The sequence below is a fragment of the Sphingomonas faeni genome, from assembly GCF_040407505.1.
GTDB classification, from domain to species: Bacteria; Pseudomonadota; Alphaproteobacteria; order Sphingomonadales; family Sphingomonadaceae; genus Sphingomonas; species Sphingomonas faeni_E.
The window spans coordinates 1,167,803-1,183,769 of sequence record NZ_JAPZPQ010000001.1 but is presented as its reverse complement, the minus strand read 5'-3'; the positions used below and the strand labels follow the sequence as shown (position 1 = coordinate 1,183,769).

Below are 15,967 nucleotides of genomic sequence, written 5' to 3'. Positions count from 1 at the left end.
GAGAACAAGGAAGGGCAGATCTAGCCCGCGTTCACCCTAGCCAAGCGCGGCGAGAGCAAATGAACGACGATGATCGCGATCAGATACGTGCTGCCGGCGACGGCGAAGATCAGCGTATAGCTTCCCGTCGTCTGCAGGACGTAGCCGGTGAACTTGGCCATCATCATGCCGCCGATCGCGCCGACCGTGCCGCCGATCCCGACCACCGACCCGACCGCGCCGCGCGGGAACATATCCGACGGGATCGTGTAGAGGTTCGCCGAAAACGCCTGGTGCGCCGCCGTCGCCAGTCCGACGATCCCCACTGCAAGCCAGAGGTTGTCGACATATTGCGCGAAGAAGATCGGCATCACCAGGAACGCGCACGCCAGCATCGTGATCTTCCGTGCGAAATTGGCCGAGTGGCCGCGCTTCATCAGCTTCGACGACGACCAGCCGCCCGCAACGCTGCCGACGTCGGAGAGGAGGTAGATCGCGACCAGCGGCGGGCCGAAGCTCTTGAGATCGAGATGATAGGTCTTGGCGAGGAAATCGGGCGTCCAGAACAGGAACAGCCACCAGATAGGATCGATAAGGAACTTGCCCAGCGCATACGCCCAGGTCTCGCGGTAGCCGAGCAGCTTGAGCCAGCCGATCTTCTTGGCGGGGTCCGCCGGATCGCTCTCGATATGCGCAAGCTCGGCAGGCGATAGCTTCACCACTTCGCGCGGACGGCGATAGATGGCGATCCACGCGACGAGCCAGATCAGGCTGATTGCACCGGTGATGATGAACGCCATCCGCCAGCCGAACGCGATCGTGATGATCGGCACGATTAGCGGCGTGATCACCGCGCCGATATTGGCGCCCGCGTTGAACACGCCGGTCGCAAACGCGCGCTCCTTGGCCGGAAACCACTCCGAGACAGCCTTGATTCCCGCGGGAAAGTTGCCCGCCTCGCCCAGGCCGAGCACGACGCGTGCCGCCGAGAACTGGAACGCGTTGCCAGCAAACCCGCACAGCGTATGCCCGAGCGTCCAGATCACGAACGCCACCGAATAACCGATCCGCGCGCCGAGCACGTCGACGATCCGGCCAAAGCTCAAATAGCCGATCGCATAGGCAGCCTGGAACCAGAAGATCACGTCGGCATAAGTCGTCTCGTTCCAGCCAAGTTCGGCGGAAATCGTCGGCTTCAGCACGCCGATCATCTGACGGTCGACATAGTTGATCGCAGTCGCGGCGAACAACAGGCTGCAGATCAGCCATCGATAGCGGCCGATCTTGCCGCCTATCCCTGCGTCACCGACCGCGCCGTTCGCCTTGGCCGCGCCCACCTCCGGCATGTTCATACTCGCCATTGGCTTCTCTCCTAAAGACAGCCTCTAGCGGGCCTTGATGGTGCAGTGGACGGCGAACCGTCCGTCAAAACGCGCCTCGACCCGGTCGCCAATCGCAACCGGATGGACGCCGGTGACCGCGCCGGTCGAAACCCATTGTCCCGGCGACAATGCAATCCCGCGCGCCGCCATATGTTCGAGCAGATAGCGTACCGCACCGAACGGCCCGTCGAGCATCGTCGCACTCGTCGCGGCACCGATCAAGGCGTCGTTGATCCACAGTTCGACCGGCCAGTCGTTGATGTCGCCGTCGCGCCACCCGTCGGCATCTGCACCCACGACTAGCCCATTGTTGTTGCCGAAATCGGACACTGTGACGGTCGGCCCGAGGGCGTTGATGCCTGGGAAGGGCGAACTCGCAATCTCGATCCCGACATGCACCGCGTCCATCATCGCGCGGGCTTCGTCGATCGTGTAGGTCGACTTGGCGGGGTCTGGCGCAGTGCCGATCCTGAGCAGGAACTCGGCCTCCGCTGCGGCAAAGCCTTGCGCGAACACCGGCATAGCGACCGGATCAACGCTGGCCATGACGATTTGATCGGCGAAAATGGGGCCGGTCAGGCGGTCGATCCCGTCGAGCGGCGGGTTGATCCGACCAACCTTCCAGCCCGCCACGACGCCGTCCGCGAGCAGCAGCGCCGCGTCCTGCACGGCATAGCCCTCGTCAAGCGTGACCGGCACGTCGCCGGGAAATTCGGGAACGACGCCACCGTCGCGGCGCGCCTCCACGAAGGTCTGGGCGATCCGTGTCGTGTTGGTCGTGTTCGGCTGTGCCGCCAAGAACCCCTCCTGTGATGTCGTTCTATTTTTTCGAAGCGTATGGGAAACCGGTGTCATTGACAAGTCGACTTGCTCAGCCCGCGAACAATGGGCCCCAGTTTTCGTCGTGAGCATCGGTCGCGGCGTGGCCGAGCGCTGCCATTAGCGCAGCGTCTTCAAGCACTTCGCGAGGAATGCCGAGGGCTTCGTCGGCCAAGCGCGTGACGATATCCGCCGCGCTGCCCTCGGATGCGAGTATGGCCAGCCTGTCGCCGGCGGGGTCGACGATCGGCTGTCCACTGCGCGATCGACGGATCAGGAACGCGGTCCAGGCGCCGAGTGCTGCGACGACGTGCGTCGGCATGCGTCCCGCGCGCCGGTTGGCGATCAGCGTGTCGCCGAGGCGGTAGGGGAGCTTCTGCGAGCCGTCCTGCGCGATCTGGTCGAGCCGGTGGACGATCACCGGGTTGCGGAAGCGTTGGAGGACGGCTGCGCGATAGTCCTGAATGTCGAGGCCGTGGACGGGGGGCAGCATCGGGATGATGTCGCGGACGATCATCGCGTCGACGAACGCGGCCAGTTCCGGGTCGCGCATCGCGTCGGCGACACTGGTCGATCCGCGCAACAAGCCCACATAGGCTAGCGTGGAATGCGCGCCGTTGAGGATCCGCAGCTTGGCCTTCTCATAGCCGCTGACGTCGTTGGTGACGGTCGCGCCGACGCTGGCGAGATCGGGGCCGAGAGGGCGTCCGATGTCCTCGATGACCCAGTGGGTAAATGATTCACGCTGAACCGCCCCCCCGATCCTCGACGCCGAGCGTTGCGGCGACATCGGCGTAGAGCGCGGTGTCGCTCGCCGGCATGATAGATATCGACCATCGTCGACGGAACGCGGACTTCGCCCGCGATCCAGTCTGCGAGCGATGCGTCTTTACGCCCGGCAAAGGCGACCAGCGCGGCGTGCAGCTTGGCGCCGTTGCTCGCTAGATTATCGCACGGCATCGGCACGAAGGGCGCGACGCCCGCGGTACGGCGGGCAGCCAGACCGGCGATCAACCAGCCGACGACGCTGCGCGGAACGCGCGTTCCGGCAAGATCGTGGACGATATCGGGATGCGTCATATCGAGCGTGCCATCGGCCGCGAGACAATAGCCCTTTTCCGTCACGGTCGTCGTCACCAGCGCGACTGCCGGGTCGGCAAGCAGCGCGCGGGTCTCCGCCGCGTCCTCCGGCCCCAGGAAGCGGCGGTGCGCACCGATCACGCGCAGCGACGGATCGGCGTCACGGATCACCAGCGTATAGAGGCCGTCCTGCTCGGCCAGTGCATCGATCGTGCCGCGCGTCCGCATCGAAACCGCGGCGATCCCCCAGCGAGGATCGTGTGTGAGCAAATCGTCGATATAGGCCGCCTGGTGCGCGCGGTGGAACGCGCCGGGGCCGAAATGGACGATGCCGACGCCGCTAACGGACCGTGTGTTGGGGCTTCGGACGGATGCGGGCAGGGCAGGGAGGCTGGCAAGAGACAGTCGGTTCACAGCGTTACGCCTCGTTTCCAGATCGCGATCTCGCGTTCGCCGTTGCGCTCCGCAGCGGTCTCGCCGCCTGATGCAACCTCCATGATCCGCGCCAGCAAGGCGTCTTCGGTCGCCGGAAAGCCGTCTTCCAGCACCGCGCCCGCATCGAAGTCGATCCAACCGGGCTTGCGTGTGGCGAGGTCGGTGTTGGACGCGATCTTGATCGTCGGCACGGGGAAGCCTAGCGGCGTCCCGCGACCGGTCGTGAACAGGATCGCAGTTGCCCCCGCCGCCGCCAGGGCCGTCGAAGAGACCGCGTCGTTGCCCGGCGCCTCCAACAGCGTCAGCCCGTCGATCCGGACCCGCGCGCCATAATCGATCACGTCGGCAACCGCGGCGCGACCCGCTTTCTGGACGGCGCCGAGCGACTTTTCCTCGAGCGTGGTGATACCGCCGATGACGTTGCCGGGGGATGGGTTCTCCGACACCGTCTCGCCGTGATCGAGGAAGTAGCGTTTGAAATCGTTCACGACGTCGACGATCCGGTCGAACACGGGCGCGCTCGCCGCGCGGTTCATCAGCATCTGTTCGGCGCCAAAGATCTCGGGGATTTCGGTGACCAGCACGCGGCCGCCAGCCGACGTCACGCGGTCGCTCATCCGGCCGACCAGCGGGTTCGCGGTAAGGCCCGACAGCCCGTCCGATCCGCCGCATTTGACCCCGAGGACAAGCTTGTCGAGGCCGACCGTCTGGCGCTCGGCCCTCGCCAGCGCGGCGAGTTCGGCAACGAGCGCGCAGCCTTCCGCGATCTCGTCGCCGCTGGCCTGCGTCGTCAGCGTCCGGATCATGCCGTGGCGCGACGTCGGGATAGTCGCCAGCAACGCCCTGATCTGGTTCTCTTCGCAGCCAAGCCCGACGATCAGCACGCCGCCGGCATTGGGATGGCAGGCGAGGCTCGCCATGATGGTTCGCGTCCCCTCCAGATCTTGGCCAAGCTGCGAACAGCCATGCGGATGCGTGAAGGCGTGGACGCCGTCGACACTGTCACCGACCAGCGCGGCGGCCTTGGCGGCGATGCGCTCGGCTGTGCGCGCAACGCAGCCGACGGTCGACAGGATCCAGATCTCGTTGCGCGTACCGACGCTCCCGTCGGCGCGAACATAGCCTTCGAAGGTCGTCGTGGATGCAATGGCCCTCGACGCAGTGTCGACCGGATCGAACCGATAGGCGAGCGTGCCTTCCAGGCCGGTCTTGAGGTTGTGCGAATGGACGTGCGCGCCGGGGGCGATCCGCTGCGTCGCGGTGCCGATCGGGAAGCCATATTTGACGACCGGATCACCAGCTGCGATCGGCGCGAGCGCGACCTTGTGACCGCGCCCGATATCCGCAGTAAGCAGAAGGCTGCCGGCTTCGGCGCCCTCGCCGACCGTCACGACGTCGCCCGCCAGCGCGTCGTGAAGCAGTGTCGCCACGCCGTCGCGCGGATCGACCCTCAGAGCCTTCGCCATCGCATCCTCTTATGTATATCGGTAACCGGTGTCAGCATTATGCTATGGCGACAGCTTTTCCGCAAGACGGCTTGATCGGCCCGGGCTATGTCCCTGCGATGCAGAAGACCGGTCAGCCGACTATCAACGACGTTGCTCGAATTGCCGGGGTCTCCAAAAAGACGGTGAGCCGGGTGATCAACCGATCGCCGTTGCTCAACGACGATACGCGCAAGCGAGTCGAGGACGTGATCGGCGAACTCGGTTATATTCCCAATCCGCAAGCGCGCGCACTAGCCCTCCGCCGCAACTTCCTGATCGGCTTGGTACACGACAATCCTAACGCACAGACGGTGCTGAATGTGCAGCAGGGCATGCTCGAGGCATTGCATGGGACCGAGTTCGAGATGGTGGTGCGGCCGCTAGATCGAGGTTCCGCGACGATGCTCGAAGACCTACGGCATTTTCTCGAGCGGCAGCGGCTGTTCGGCGTATTGCTGATGCCGCCGGTCAGCGAGAATGACTCGGTCGCTAAATTGTGCGATTCGATCGGCTGTCGTTACGTACGCATGGGCTCGGCCGTGATCGACGATACCGAGCATATGGTCGCGTCGAACGACCGCGAGGCGGTACGGATCGCAACCGAATACCTGATAGAGCAGGGACATCGCCGGATCGGGTTGGTGGCGGGGCCGCACGGATTCCGCTCGGCACGCGAGCGGCGCCTGGGGTTCGAGGATGCCTTGGCTGCAGCCGGAATCGCCTTGCCGCGCAGCATGATCGCGGATGGGAATTACACGTTCGAGTCCGGTCTGGTCGCAGCAGAGCGGTTGCTCGACGTCATGCCGCGGCCGACCGCGATCTTCTCGTCGAATGACGAGATGGCGGCGGGGATCATTCACGCCGCGCGGCAACGTGGGCTGGACATCCCGCGCGATCTCTCGATCGTCGGCTTTGACGACACGCCGATCGCCGCGCACGTCTGGCCACCACTGACCACGGTACGATGGCCGATCGCATCGATGGCGCGCTCTGCCGCGTTAAAGTTGATTGCGGGCGCCGAGGACGGCAGCGATATGGTCGAGGAGCCCTCGCTGTTCCTTTCGACGCTCATACGACGCGCGTCGGTCTCGCCGCCGGCCGATGCGGAGACTTGATACGCTGAGCCTAAATCGCGGTTGCGTGTTTTACTGACACCGGTTACCAGATTGGGCGAGGATCGCGTGAAGCGGCAAGGAGGATGGACGATGGCAAGGGCTCTGGAACTGCATCCGGACCGCCTTTTCCCGGCGGAACCGGCGACGCGGGCAATCGCGCGGGCGTTGTACGCCGAGGTGGCGGCGTTGCCCATCGTCAGTCCGCATGGGCATACCGATCCGACCTGGTTCGCGGACAATGCCAACTGGACTGACGCGACTTCGCTGCTGCTCGCGCCTGATCATTATCTCTACCGCATGCTTTACAGCCAAGGCGTCGACCTCGATGCGCTGGCGATCCCGCGGCTGAGCGGCACGCCCGCGACCGATCCGCGTGCGGCATGGAAGCTGTTCGCCGAGCATTACACGCTATTCCGGGGAACACCGTCGCGTCTGTGGCTCGATCATGTGTTCGCCGATGTATTCGGGATCGACGTCGCGCTCGAGGCGTCGACTGCGGACCGGTATTTCGACCGCATCGGCGAGAAGCTGGCGTCCGAAGCGTTTCGGCCTCGCACATTGTTCGATCGGTTCGGAATCGAGTTCCTCGCGACCACCGAGGGCGCGCATGACGATCTCGCCGCGCATCGCCGCATCCGCCAGTCGGGATGGAACGGGCGCGTCGTCACGACTTATCGCCCGGACGGCGTGATCGACGTCGAGCATGAGGCGTTCAAACCAGCGATGACTCGCTTTGCCGAGCTGACTGGCGAGGATGTTTACGACTGGAAGGGCTATCTCGCCGCGCATCGCAAGCGCCGGGCGGACTTCCGTGCGGCAGGTGCCACCGCGACCGATCACGGGCATCCGACCGCGGCGACCGCGAACCTGTCGAGCGTCGAGGCGGAGGCGCTGTTCGCAAAGGTGACGCGCGGCGACTGGGCGCCGGCCGACGCCGAACTGTTCCGTGCGCAGATGCTGACCGAGATGGCGGCGATGTCGGTCGAGGATGGCATGGTGATGCAGATCCACCCCGGCTCGTCGCGTAACCACAATGCGGGCCTGTTCGCGAGCCATGGCCGCGACAAGGGCGCCGATATCCCGACGCGGACCGATTACGTGCACGCGCTGAAACCGCTGCTCGACCGGTTCGGCACCAGCACGCGACTGTCGATCATCCTCTTCACGCTCGACGAGAGTTCGTATGCTCGCGAACTGGCGCCGCTGGCGGGGCATTATCCGTGCCTCAAGCTGGGGCCGTCCTGGTGGTTCCACGACAGTGCCGAGGGGATGCGCCGGTTCCGCGAGATGACGACCGAGACCGCCGGGTTCTACAACACGGTCGGCTTCAACGACGACACGCGGGCGTTCCTTTCGATCCCGGCGCGACACGACGTCGCACGGCGGATCGACTGCGGATTTCTTGCGCGGCTGGTGGCGGAACACCGGCTTGCCGATTGGGAAGCGGCCGACCTTGCCCACGAGTTGACGAGCGGCCTCGTCCGCCGCGCCTACCGTATCGACGAACCCCATTTCGCTGCGCAAGCGGCCTGACCGGAGCTTACCATGTACGAACGCACCTACTACGCCACGCATCCCGACATGATGGAGTGCGTCTCCAACGACGAACTGCGCGACCGGTACCTGATCCAGGACCTGTTCCGCGACGGTGAATGCGTGCTCAACTACACCCATGCCGAGCGTTTCGTGATCGGCGGCGTTGCCGTCGCGAGCGGCTCGGTGAAGCTGCCCGACCAGGCCGAGCCGGCGTCGGCGGCGGGGCATCCGTTCCTGGAGCGTCGCGAGCTAGCGGTCGTCAACGTCGGCAAGGTCGGCGGTACCGTCACGGTCGATGGCGAGACGTTCACGCTCGGCAACAAGGATTGCCTGTACGTGACGATGGGCGCCAAGGACGTGCAGTTCTCTGGCGACGGCGCGCGCTTCTATCTGGCGTCGTGCCCCGCGCACAAGGGGTTCACGACGCGGGTCATCTCGGTCGGCGATGCGACCACGCTGGAACGCGGTAGCCTCGAGGACTCGAACGAGCGGACGATCTACCAGATGGTCATCCCTGGCATCTGCGACAGCGCGCAGCTCGTCATGGGCCTTACCGTCCTGAAGCCCGGCTCGGTGTGGAACACGATGCCACCGCATATTCATGAGCGTCGCAGCGAGATCTATTTCTACTTCGAACTCGACGATCTCGAGAAGGATCGCGTGTTCCACTACATGGGCGAGGGCGAGGCGACCCGCCACATCGTGTTGGCGAACGAGGAAGCGGTCATCAGTCCACCTTGGTCGATCCACATGGGCTCGGGCACCAAGGCTTATGCGTTCATCTGGGCGATGGCCGGTGAGAACCAGGATTATACCGACATGAACGTCCTGGATATCTGCCAGCTCGCGTAACCGACTTTCTCCCCTTCCCGCTTGCGGGAGGGGGCAGGGGGTGGGCACGCGCTCACCTCGATCGATCCGCGTGAGGAAAGCGCGAGCCCACCCCCGGCCCCTCCCGTATACGGGAGGGGAGGAGACAAGCATGACCACTCCTCCCGTATCTGGCCCCTTCGACCTGACCGGCAAGATCGCCATCGTCACCGGCGCGAACACCGGCATCGGCCAGGCCATCGCGGTTGCGCTTGCTGCTGCCGGGGCTGATGTCGCCTGCGTCGGTCGTACGCCTGCCGAAGACACCGTCACGCAGATCCGCGCTCTCGGGCGGAAAGCGGAGATCGTGTCGGCGGACCTGTCGACGATCGAGCCGGTCCAGCGCGTCGTCGACGAGACGGTCGCCAAGCTCGGCGGTCTCGACATCCTGATCAACAATGCCGGCATCATCCGCCGCGCTGATGCAGTCGATTTCACCGAAGCGGACTGGGATTCGGTGATCGACACCAACCTCAAATCGGTGTTCTTCCTGTGCCAGGCCGCCGGTCGCCACATGATCGCGAACGGTGGCGGCAAGATCGTCAACATCGCCTCGATGCTGACCTTCCAGGGCGGCATCCGCGTGCCGAGCTATACCGCGTCGAAGTCAGGCATCGGCGGCCTTACCAAGCTGCTGGCGAACGAGTGGGCGAGCAAGGGCATAAACGTCAACGCGATCGCACCCGGCTATATCGCGACGAACAACACCGCGGCGTTGCAGGCCGACGCGGCGCGCAACAAATCGATCATGGACCGCATTCCCGCAGGCGCATGGGGCGAGGCGTCCGATCTCGGCGGCGCGGCGGTGTTCCTGTCGTCGTCGGCGGCGAAGTATGTCCAGGGGCATATCCTGGCGGTCGATGGCGGCTGGCTAGCACGGTAATCCTCCCCGGCACGGGGAGGTGGCAGCTACCGGCTGACGGAGGGGGGCTTCCACGTGCATAACGGTCGTGGAAAACCCCCTCCACCCCCGCCTTAGGCGACGGTCCCCCTCCCCGTGCCGGGGAGGAATTAGAGAGGACAATATGACCAAATTCCTGGCGTTCGGTGAGATCATGCTGCGGTTTTCCCCACCGGGGCGCGAGTTGCTGTTGCAGACGCCCAAGCTCGACGTTTGGGTTGCCGGTGCCGAAGCGAACGTCGTCACGCAGTTGGCGCGGCTCGGTCACGACGTCGGCATGGCGACGATGGTGCCGGACAACGACCTTGGCCGCGCGGCGATCACGACTTTACGGGGGCATGGCGTCGACACGTCGGCCATTGCGTTCGGTGGTGAGCGGATGGGGCTGTATTTTGTCACGTCCGGGGCAGGCTTGCGAGCGACGGAAGTGATCTACGATCGCGCCTGGTCTTCGTTCGCCGAGGCGCCGACGAACGCGTGGGACTGGGACACGCTGCTGGCAGGCGTCGATCGCTTCCACCTTTCCGGCATCACCCCGGCGCTCGGGCCAGTGTCGGCGGAAAGCGCGCTTGCCGCCGTCGAGGCAGCCACCCGGCGCGGCATCCCCGTCTCGTTTGACGGCAATTGGCGCGGCAAGCTGTGGGAGCGCTGGGATTCGAACCCGCGTGCGATCCTGACGGACCTAGTCGCGCATGCCGACCTGATGTTCGGTAATCACCGCGATATCGCCCTCCTGCTCGGCCGCGATTTCTCAGGGGATGCGGAGAACCGGCGGCGCGAGGCGGCGGAAGCGGCGTTCGAAGCGTTCCCGCGGCTGCAGATGATCTCGTCGACCGCGCGGCACGTCGAGCACGTCGATCTCCACCGGCTGTCGGCACGGATCGACACGCGGTCGGCGCATGTCCAGACGGACGAAGTGGTGCTGGCCGGGATCGTCGACCGGATCGGCGGCGGCGATGCCTTTGCAGCAGGCGTGCTGCACGGTCTTCGCTCCGGCGAGGACATTGGCGACATCGCGCGGATTGGCCTCGCGCTTGCTGCCCTGAAGCATTCTCTGCCGGGTGACGCGAGCTTGTTCCGACAGGCCGATATCGATGCGTATCTGGCGGGTGGACTCGATGTCCGTCGCTGACGGCTGGACGCGACGTGGGGTGCTGGGTGGAGGCGCTGCGCTGATCCTGGCGTCTGGCGTGCGCGCAGCGTCTCCGCTCGTGGTTCGCGCACCGGCCGGCAATTTCGTGGGATCCGCCGACCAAAACGTCTTGGCCTTCAAGGGCATTCGCTATGGTCGCGCTGAACGGTTTCGTGCGCCGACCGCCGTAGGGATGCCCGGCGAGACGCGACCGGCACGCGATTTCGGACCGGTCTGTCCGCAGTCCGGCGCTTACGGTCCGCAGTCCGAAGACTGCCTGTTCCTGAACGTCTGGACCGCAGACGCCGACCTCCGCGCGAAGAAACCGGTGATGGTCTACATCCACGGTGGCGCGTATTCGAACGGCAGCGTCACCGATCCGCAGAACGATGGGCAGGCGCTGGCGTCGCGCGGCGACGTCGTGGTCGTTACGGTGAACCACCGGCTCAACGCGCTCGGCTATCTGTATCTCGCGCGGCTCGACCCACGGTTTCCCGACAGCGGCAATGCAGGACAGCTCGACCTGATCCTCGCGCTGAAATGGGTCCGCGACAACATCGCGGCGTTCGGGGGCGATCCCTCCCGCGTCATGGTGTTCGGCCAGTCCGGCGGCGGCGCGAAGATCGCGACGATGATGGGGATGCCCGCCGCCGCCGGTCTGTTCCACCGGGCGGCGACGATGAGCGGGCAGCAGGTGACGGCGTCCGGACCTCTCAACGCGACGTCGCGCGCGAAAGCGTATCTGGCGAAGCTGGGGGTGGTCGAGACCGATCTCGCGCCGTTGCTCGCCATGCCGGTCGAGAAACTCGTCGAAGCGCTGTCGGCGACCGATCCGATCATGGGTGGCAGCGTGTATTTCGGGCCGGTGCTCGACATGACATGGCTGACGCGGCACCCGTTCTGGCCGGACGCCAACCCGCTCGGCAATCGCATCCCGATGATGCTCGGCAACACGCGCGACGAGACGCGGGCGTTCATCGGGCCGGACTCGCCCAAGGTGAGGGGGCTCGACTGGAGCAACCTCGCGGCCCGGATGGCACCCGAACTCAAGATCGACATCCTGCCCGAATGGGTCGTGGCGCAGTACCGCGCGCGCTATCCGGACTGGTCGCCGACCGACATATTCTACGGCGCGACCACGGCGGGGCGGAGCTGGCGCGGGCAGGTGATCGAGGCCGAGGCGCGCGCCGATGCAGGGAGGCCGACCTGGGTCTATCAGGTCGATTTCACCTCGCGGACGGATCCGCGGCGCGGCGCGTTCCACACGATGGATATCCCGCTGGTGTTCGGCACGCTCGGTGCAGCCGGATCGCAGACCGGCACGGCGGCGGATGCACAGGCCGCATCAAAGGCGATGCAGGACAGTTTCGTCGCGTTCGCGATCTCTGGCGATCCCAATCATGCGAGCGCACCGAAATGGCCGCGGTACGATCGCGCCAAACGATCGACGATGATCTTTGATGCCCGGTCCAGGGTCGAGGACGATCCGCGCCGCTGGGAGCGCGAACTGTTCGCCCGCGTACCGTATATCCAACCTGGGACTTAGCGTGGCACCGGATAGGCGATGATCAGTACGAGCGGTTCGCTGCCGGTCTGGCGGATGCCGACGGATAGGCAGCGACCCCCGTCTGTACCGGCTGCGTCACTGCGCCCGACGAGACCGCGCCCGTTCCCTAAATTTTGAAATACATCTCGTCGTGCGTGATCCGGTGAAGGCCGATCACGCTGCCGGAACGCACGATGCGCTTGCGGAACTCCATCGTCCGGGCGGGGACGGGGTCGCTGACCGATAGGCGGTGCTCGAGCCGATCGCGCCGTCCGGCAGCGGTTCGCGGCGCATCGTATCGAACTCGTCGCCGATGGCCATCGGTCGGATGCCGGCTACTGCGCCAGTCCAGGCGCGGAGAGCATCACCGCGAGGTAGGAAGCGATAAATCGTACCATGTCATCCATGCATCTCCCGCTTCGCGTGACGTGCGACACGGCATGTTGACACGCCAAAGATCCTGCGACATTGTTCTGACACCGGTTACCTAGGCAGGTAAGTGACCGTGGAAGGACCAGCAAGAGCTGGCTTTTCTGGAGAGGATCGGGTGCCACCGTGGTAGATAACGGGTCCAACTCTCCAAAATAATCGGGTCGGAAGCGCGGCGGCGGGTCGTCGATCGCGCAACCGGTGTCATCGGCGATCGCCGGACGGGGAGTGGATGCAATGAAAGATCAAGCAACGGTTGCGATTCGACGGATGAACTGGCTCGGTGGCGTATCCGCGGGCAGTCTGGTTCTCGCGCTCGCACTGCCGTCGATCGCGTCGGCACAGGCGGCGCAAATCCCTAACAGCGTAACGCCGGGAACGCCGGCTCAGGTCGATCCATCGCCGGTGCAGACCGCGGTCGTTCCCCAGGGAACCGCTTCGGATCCTGCCGCCACCACCGCGCCACAGACTGCGCCGGAGACCGTTGCGGCGGACGGCGAGACCGCCGAGATCATCGTCACGGGTTTCCGCAAGTCGCTCGACGCCGCGCTCAACGTGAAGCGCCAGTCGGTCGCCGCGGTCGATGCGATCGTCGCCGAAGACATCGCCAAGTTCCCCGACCAGAACCTCGCCGAATCGCTGCAGCGTATTCCGGGTATCTCGATCCAGCGCGACGCCGGCGAAGGACGGGCAATCACGGTGCGTGGCCTAGGTGCACAGTTCACGCGCGTCCGCGTCAACGGCATGGAGACGGTCGCCACCTCGACCGATGGCGCCAGTTCGAACCGCGACCGCGCGTTCGACTTTAACGTGTTCGCGTCCGAGCTGTTCAACTCGATCGTCGTTCACAAGACGGCCGAGGCGTCGCTCGACGAAGGATCACTCGGCGCCGTGGTTGACCTGAACACGGGCAACCCGCTCGGCGGCAAGATCGGCTTCACCGCGGTTGGCTCGGCGCAGGCCAGCTACAACGATTTGAGCAAGAATACCGGGCCGCGCCTCGCCGGGCTGCTGTCTTGGAAGTCGGCCGACGGCAGCTTCGGCGTCGCAGCGTCGGCGGCGTATTCGAAGACCAACAACTTCGAACTGGGCAACAACACGGTGCGCTGGGCACAGGGGCCGTTCGACTCGGTCGACGGCACCCGCTGCTACACAACGCAGAACCGGGGCGGCGTCTATGTCCCTAGCACCGCGTGCACCACGGCTGCGCTCGCCTTCCACCCGCGCATCCCGCGCTACGGCTCGGTCCGGCACGAGCGCGAACGGCTGGGCATCACCGGCAGCGTGCAATGGTCGCCGAGCGAGGCGACCAAGATCTCGATCGACGGGTTGTATTCGCGGTTCAAGGAAACCCGCGAGGAGAAATGGGGCGAAGTCCTGCTGCGCTCGAACGAGCGGTCGATCGACATCAGCAACTACACGATCGATTCGAACAACAACTTGATCAAGGCGACCCTCAACGACGCCTGGGTGCGGACCGAGCACTACCTGCGTAAGTCGCAGACCGAATTCTACCAGCTCGGCGGTAGCTGGGATCAGGACGTGACCGACAAGCTGCGCTTCACGTTGATGGGCGGCATCTCGAAGTCCGACGCCACGATCCCGGTCGAGACGACCTTCGTGTTCGATGACCGAGACGCGCAGGGGTATAGCTATGACTATACCGACATGAAGAGCCCGAAGCTGACCTTCGGCACCAGCGTCACCGATCCGGCGAACTTCCAGCTTGCCGAAATTCGCGATCGGCCATCGGAAACGGTCAACAAGTTTCGCACCGCGCAGTTGCGGACCGAATGGGACGTCGCCGAGGGGTTCCAGATCAAGGCGGGCGGGCTGTACCGCAAGTTCACCTTCGACACGCAGGGCTTCTCGCGCGACGCGGTCGTCTGCCCCAACGCCGGCGGCAAGGACGTCGTGCTGGGAACACTGACCTGTTCGCCGAACACGTTGTTCGGGCCGACCGCGGTCTACGGCTTCCCCGCCGGCAACCTCGGCGAGATCTTCAACCTCGGCAAGGCGGGCCAGCCCTCGGGGACGACGACCAGCTTCCTCATCCCGAACATCGACGCGTCGGCGGCCTATACTGGGTTGTATAACCGTCCGGCGACCGTGCTGGTTGGCGATACCCGCAGCGTCTCCGAGCAGGTCACCGGCGGCTTTACCGAGTTCGACGTCAAGGGCGACATCCTCGGTCTGCGGTACGCCGCCAATGCCGGCATTCGCTACGTCCGCACCAAGCAACGCTCGACAGGACTTTCGTCCGCGGTCGTCGGCGGCGTGACCGTCAACACACCCGCCACGGTCGGTCGCAGCTATGATGATTGGTTGCCTGCGATCAACGTTGCGCTGTTCCCGACGGAGAACGTCATTGTTCGCGGTGCGATCGCCAAGGTACTGACGCGGCCGAGCCTCGGCAGCCTGACGCCGGGCGGGTCGGTCGACGGATTCAACTACCGCGTGACCTTCGGCAACCCGCAGCTTGATCCGTTCCGCGCAACCGCGTTCGACATCTCGGCGGAGTGGTATTTCGCGCCGCAGTCGATCTTCTCAGTCGCGCTGTTCAAGAAGAACGTCGAAAGCTTCCCGGTCTCGGCAACGCGGAGCGGGACGTTCGCGTCGACCGGTCTGCCGCTGTCGGTGATCCCGGCGAGCTCGCCGGCCGCCGGCGCTCCGGAAGGCCAGTTGTGGCAGATCACCTCGCCGATCAACGGCACGGGCGCGTCGTTGAAGGGCGCGGAAATCTCGCTCCAGACGACGTTCCGCTTCCTGCCCGGCTTCCTGCGGAACTTCGGCGCGCTGGCTAATGCGACCTTCGTCGACTCCAACGCCGGTTATTCGCAAGGTGGTCCGGCGACCACGATCGTTACCCCAGCAGGCACGCTCGGCGCGCTGCCGAACACGACCCGCTCGGCGACGCTCTACGGCTTGTCGAAGCGCGCGTATAACGGCACGCTGTATTATGAGGACGCGAAGTTCAGCGCGCGTGGATCGATCAGCTATCGCAGCCCGTATATCGACGGCGCATCGGCGACGGGCAATCTGTTCGAGGGTTATGGCGCGACGACCAACGTCGATGCATCGATGCGCTACAAGCTGACTCCCGCGATCGAGGTGTCGCTCGAGGGGACCAACCTTACCGATAATTATCGTACCCGCTACACCGATCTCGATGCGAACCGGAACTACGAGAATAATCACTTCGGCCGCACCTTCCTCGTCGGCGCGCGCTTCAAGATGTAGTCGCGCCGGGCATAGT

At 65.0% G+C, this 15,967-nt stretch carries 12 protein-coding genes; 7 read left to right on the top strand and 5 right to left on the bottom strand.

Annotated features, from left to right (window positions below):
• Positions 1-20: 20 nt before the first annotated feature.
• The 5 genes from O6X71_RS05330 to O6X71_RS05310 all read right to left on the bottom strand — a co-directional run bounded on the left by O6X71_RS05330 (position 21) and on the right by O6X71_RS05310 (position 5,161).
• On the bottom strand, positions 21-1,340 hold the full coding sequence (locus O6X71_RS05330) for an MFS transporter (RefSeq protein ID WP_353464805.1): 1,320 nt from the start codon (positions 1,338-1,340) through the stop codon (positions 21-23).
• 24 nt (positions 1,341-1,364) lie between these two features.
• Positions 1,365-2,159 (bottom strand): 2-keto-4-pentenoate hydratase, encoded by a 795-nt coding sequence (locus O6X71_RS05325; RefSeq protein ID WP_353464804.1) that lies wholly within the window; start codon positions 2,157-2,159, stop codon positions 1,365-1,367.
• 73 nt (positions 2,160-2,232) lie between these two features.
• The gene (locus O6X71_RS05320; RefSeq protein ID WP_435368454.1) at positions 2,233-2,805 is read right to left on the bottom strand and encodes a hypothetical protein; all 573 of its coding nucleotides are present in this window, start codon (positions 2,803-2,805) and stop codon (positions 2,233-2,235) included.
• The gene (locus tag O6X71_RS20940) at positions 2,778-3,674 is read right to left on the bottom strand and encodes a hypothetical protein (protein WP_435368445.1); all 897 of its coding nucleotides are present in this window, start codon (positions 3,672-3,674) and stop codon (positions 2,778-2,780) included. Before O6X71_RS20940 ends, O6X71_RS05320 begins: the two co-directional genes overlap by 28 nt.
• Positions 3,671-5,161 carry a UxaA family hydrolase gene (locus O6X71_RS05310; protein WP_353464801.1) on the bottom strand — a complete coding sequence of 497 codons (1,491 nt, stop codon included), beginning with the start codon at positions 5,159-5,161 and terminating at the stop codon, positions 3,671-3,673. The genes O6X71_RS20940 and O6X71_RS05310 overlap by 4 nt, the downstream gene beginning before the upstream one ends.
• Positions 5,162-5,259: 98 nt before the next feature.
• On the opposite strand from O6X71_RS05310, the gene O6X71_RS05305 reads away from it, so the two are divergent.
• The 7 genes from O6X71_RS05305 (at position 5,260) to O6X71_RS05275 (ending at position 15,951) form a co-directional block, all read left to right on the top strand.
• Positions 5,260-6,297 carry a LacI family DNA-binding transcriptional regulator gene (locus tag O6X71_RS05305; protein WP_353464800.1) on the top strand — a complete coding sequence of 346 codons (1,038 nt, stop codon included), beginning with the start codon at positions 5,260-5,262 and terminating at the stop codon, positions 6,295-6,297.
• A gap of 90 nt (positions 6,298-6,387) precedes the next feature.
• Positions 6,388-7,830 (top strand): glucuronate isomerase, encoded by a 1,443-nt coding sequence (gene uxaC, locus O6X71_RS05300; RefSeq protein ID WP_353464799.1) that lies wholly within the window; start codon positions 6,388-6,390, stop codon positions 7,828-7,830.
• A gap of 12 nt (positions 7,831-7,842) precedes the next feature.
• Entirely contained in the window at positions 7,843-8,685 is an 843-nt protein-coding gene (gene kduI, locus O6X71_RS05295; protein ID WP_353464798.1) for a 5-dehydro-4-deoxy-D-glucuronate isomerase, read from the top strand.
• A 130-nt stretch (positions 8,686-8,815) separates the two neighbouring features.
• Positions 8,816-9,586, top strand: a complete 771-nt coding sequence (gene kduD / locus O6X71_RS05290) for a 2-dehydro-3-deoxy-D-gluconate 5-dehydrogenase KduD (RefSeq protein ID WP_353464797.1) — start codon at positions 8,816-8,818, stop codon at positions 9,584-9,586.
• 142 nt (positions 9,587-9,728) lie between these two features.
• Positions 9,729-10,736 carry a sugar kinase gene (locus O6X71_RS05285; protein WP_353464796.1) on the top strand — a complete coding sequence of 336 codons (1,008 nt, stop codon included), beginning with the start codon at positions 9,729-9,731 and terminating at the stop codon, positions 10,734-10,736.
• Entirely contained in the window at positions 10,723-12,282 is a 1,560-nt protein-coding gene (locus O6X71_RS05280; RefSeq protein ID WP_353464795.1) for a carboxylesterase/lipase family protein, read from the top strand. Before O6X71_RS05285 ends, O6X71_RS05280 begins: the two co-directional genes overlap by 14 nt.
• Positions 12,283-12,948: 666 nt before the next feature.
• Positions 12,949-15,951, top strand: a complete 3,003-nt coding sequence (locus O6X71_RS05275) for a TonB-dependent receptor (RefSeq protein ID WP_353464794.1) — start codon at positions 12,949-12,951, stop codon at positions 15,949-15,951.
• Positions 15,952-15,967 lie beyond the last annotated feature (16 nt).

Bases quoted from the DNA above. Each gene is read 5' to 3' on its own strand.
- O6X71_RS05330 (WP_353464805.1), bottom strand. From the start codon at position 1,340: ATGGCGAGTATGAACATGCCGGAGGTGGGCGCGGCCAAGGCGAACGGC.
- O6X71_RS05310 (WP_353464801.1), bottom strand. From the start codon at position 5,161: ATGGCGAAGGCTCTGAGGGTCGATCCGCGCGACGGCGTGGCGACACTG.
- O6X71_RS05305 (WP_353464800.1), top strand. From the start codon at position 5,260: ATGCAGAAGACCGGTCAGCCGACTATCAACGACGTTGCTCGAATTGCC.
- uxaC (WP_353464799.1), top strand. From the start codon at position 6,388: ATGGCAAGGGCTCTGGAACTGCATCCGGACCGCCTTTTCCCGGCGGAA.
- kduI (WP_353464798.1), top strand. From the start codon at position 7,843: ATGTACGAACGCACCTACTACGCCACGCATCCCGACATGATGGAGTGC.
- kduD (WP_353464797.1), top strand. From the start codon at position 8,816: ATGACCACTCCTCCCGTATCTGGCCCCTTCGACCTGACCGGCAAGATC.
- O6X71_RS05285 (WP_353464796.1), top strand. From the start codon at position 9,729: ATGACCAAATTCCTGGCGTTCGGTGAGATCATGCTGCGGTTTTCCCCA.
- O6X71_RS05280 (WP_353464795.1), top strand. From the start codon at position 10,723: ATGTCCGTCGCTGACGGCTGGACGCGACGTGGGGTGCTGGGTGGAGGC.
- O6X71_RS05275 (WP_353464794.1), top strand. From the start codon at position 12,949: ATGAAAGATCAAGCAACGGTTGCGATTCGACGGATGAACTGGCTCGGT.